The organism is Microbacterium sp. (assembly GCF_032084865.1).
Classification (GTDB): domain Bacteria; phylum Actinomycetota; class Actinomycetes; order Actinomycetales; family Microbacteriaceae; genus Microbacterium.
On the sequence record NZ_DAMDLU010000028.1, the window covers coordinates 12,792 to 15,038 of the forward strand.

Annotated in this window: 4 protein-coding genes; all 4 read right to left on the reverse strand. The window is 70.5% G+C overall.

The features are described from left to right. Positions 1–168: 168 nt before the first annotated feature. Positions 169–756 carry a tRNA (adenosine(37)-N6)-threonylcarbamoyltransferase complex dimerization subunit type 1 TsaB gene (gene tsaB / locus RT309_RS04905; protein ID WP_313355764.1) on the reverse strand — a complete coding sequence of 196 codons (588 nt, stop codon included), beginning with the start codon at positions 754–756 and terminating at the stop codon, positions 169–171. 28 nt (positions 757–784) lie between these two features. Further along, the gene (locus tag RT309_RS04910) at positions 785–1,156 is read right to left on the reverse strand and encodes a flagellar assembly protein FliW (RefSeq protein WP_313355765.1); all 372 of its coding nucleotides are present in this window, start codon (positions 1,154–1,156) and stop codon (positions 785–787) included. Next, entirely contained in the window at positions 1,153–2,034 is an 882-nt protein-coding gene (flgL, locus tag RT309_RS04915; protein ID WP_313355766.1) for a flagellar hook-associated protein FlgL, read from the reverse strand. Before flgL ends, RT309_RS04910 begins: the two co-directional genes overlap by 4 nt. Before the next feature lie 10 nt (positions 2,035–2,044). Next, positions 2,045–2,247: flagellar basal body rod C-terminal domain-containing protein (locus RT309_RS04920; protein WP_313355767.1), on the reverse strand; the 203-nt coding region annotated here is incomplete at its 5' end.

The window sequence follows — 2,247 nt, forward strand, 5'->3', positions numbered from 1 at the left end:
CCCCGCCGTAGCCGACGACGCGGTCGCCCTCGAGATCGACGAGATAGACGTTGTGCAGACTCGAGATCTCGGTGCCCATCGTCTGCTCGCTCCACGCGTCGGTGGGGAAGCCGCGCCGCTCGAGATCCATGATGGCGGCGAGGTCGTCGAGAGTCGCGACGCGCAGGGTCATGAGCTCACCCGCTTCGGGGCGCCCGGCTGCACCACGTCGGGCGAGCGGAGGTAGAGCGGCTCGGCGTCGGCCAGGACACGGCCGGCCGCGATCGCCCTGGCGCCGACCCGGGCGAGTGCCGCGGCCGACAGCTCGGTCGTCTCGTGCACCGGCTCGTCGCGCTCGACGCCGCGCTTCTCGAGGCGGGTCGGTCGGATGAGATGCGGGATGCCGTCGGCATCCATCCCGTCGAACACGCTCACCGCGATCTCGCGGCGGCGGGCGTCGGTGACGACCTCGAGCGGCCCGTCGGCGTTCGCGTCGAGGGCGATCGCGAAGTGGCTGGGGATCGGGATGAGAGGGATGCCGCGGCCGAGCGCGAAGGCGCGCGCGGCGGCGATCCCGATGCGCAGCCCGGTGAAGGGTCCAGGACCCATGCCCGCCACGACATGCGTGATCCCGCGACGCGCGACCTGCGCGAGCAGATCGCCGATCACCTCCGCATGGCCGAGCGGATCGGGGGTGCCCGCCTCGGCGACGACGCGGCCGTCGGCGTCGATGACGGCGACGGCCGTTCCGAGCGAGGTGTCGACGGCGAGGATCACCCTCTCAGATTAGTCGGCGCGGTGCCGATCAGCTGAGCGGGGCGCGCAGCGGATAGTCCTGCCCCTCGAGGATGACCTGGGCGGTCGCGCCGGTGGCCTTGTTGGCGATGATCGGAGCGAGCAGATTCACGTGCACGCCGTCTGCGGTGTGGCTCGCGACGACGAGCAGCAGCGCGTCATCGGGCGCTGTCAGGCCGAGGGCGTCGACGTGCTCATCGGTCAGGATCGGCGAGTAGTCCGACACGACCGTCTGCGGGTCGACGACGTAGAGCCGGAGGGCGTCGTCGTCGATCGCGCCGAGCGAGAAGAGTCCCTCCGCCCCGTCGATCGGGTCGAGCCGGAAGCGGGTGTGCGGGGCGAGTCCCAGCGGAGGGGTGACGAAATCGAGAAGCGCGGTCATCGCAGGAACTCCAGAAGCGAGGGCTGCAGCACACGGCCGGTGACGGCGAGCGCCGAACGGTAGACGAGCTCCTGCGCCTGCAGCTTCACGAGCACCTCGACCGAGTCGACGTCTTCGACCGCGGCTCGTCGCGCCTCGAGTGAGACCGAATCCTGCACTGTCGCCTCCTTTGCCCGCTCCATCTGCGACTGCCGGGCGCCGACCGAGCCCTGCACACTCAGCATCGCATCACGCCGCTGATCGATCTCGTTCAGTCGGGGGCCGACGTTCTGACCGCCACGCAGGTCGGCGACGATGTTCGTGATCAGCGCGAAGACGGAGTTCGCTCCGCTGCCGTAGACCGCGGCGCCGTCGCTGTCGACGCGGATGGACGCGTCGTCGGACACCCGCCGGACGACCTCCGCGCCGGGCAGTCCGCTGAACACGCCGTTCGGGTCGAAGGCCGCGGTGTCGGAGGTGCCGGCGAAGACGGACCGCCCCAGCACCGTGGTGTTCGCCCGCGCGAGCAGCTCATCGCGGATGCCCTCGAGCTCGACCGCGATGGCCTCCTTCGCCGTCGCGTCCAGCGCCCCGTCATTCGCGCCCTGCACGGTGAGGTTGCGGGCGCGGGCGAGCAGCGCGGTGCTGGCGCTGATCGCCGAATCGGCGGTGGCGAGCCAGGAGATGCCGTCGTCGATGTTGCGGGCGTGCTGTTCGGTGCGACGCTGCTCGGCGTGCAGGAGCAGCGTGGTGGCCGCCGCGTTCGGATCGTCGGAGGGCGCGAGGAAGGCCTTCTGCGAGTTCGCCTGCTCCTGCAGACGAGAGAGCTCCGACAGGTTCGCCTGCAGCTGGCGCATGGCCGTCTGCGTCATGGATGACGCGGTCACGCGAGAGATCATGGTCGTCCTCCTAGCGGCCCACGAGGCCGGTGCGGTTGATGAGCACGTCGAGCGATTCGTCGACCGCGGTGAGCACCCGCGCCGCAGCCTGATAGGCCGTCTGGTAGGTCAGCAGGCTGATGGTCTCCTCGTCGCCGTCGACGCCGGCGACCGACCGCTGGGCTCCGATCGCTGTGACCGATGCGACGTCCGAGAGCTTCGCCCGCTGGATGT

Coding starts and splice junctions, on each gene's coding strand:
- RT309_RS04910 (WP_313355765.1), bottom strand. CDS start 1,156: ATGACCGCGCTTCTCGATTTCGTCACCCCTCCGCTGGGACTCGCCCCG.
- flgL (WP_313355766.1), bottom strand. CDS start 2,034: ATGATCTCTCGCGTGACCGCGTCATCCATGACGCAGACGGCCATGCGC.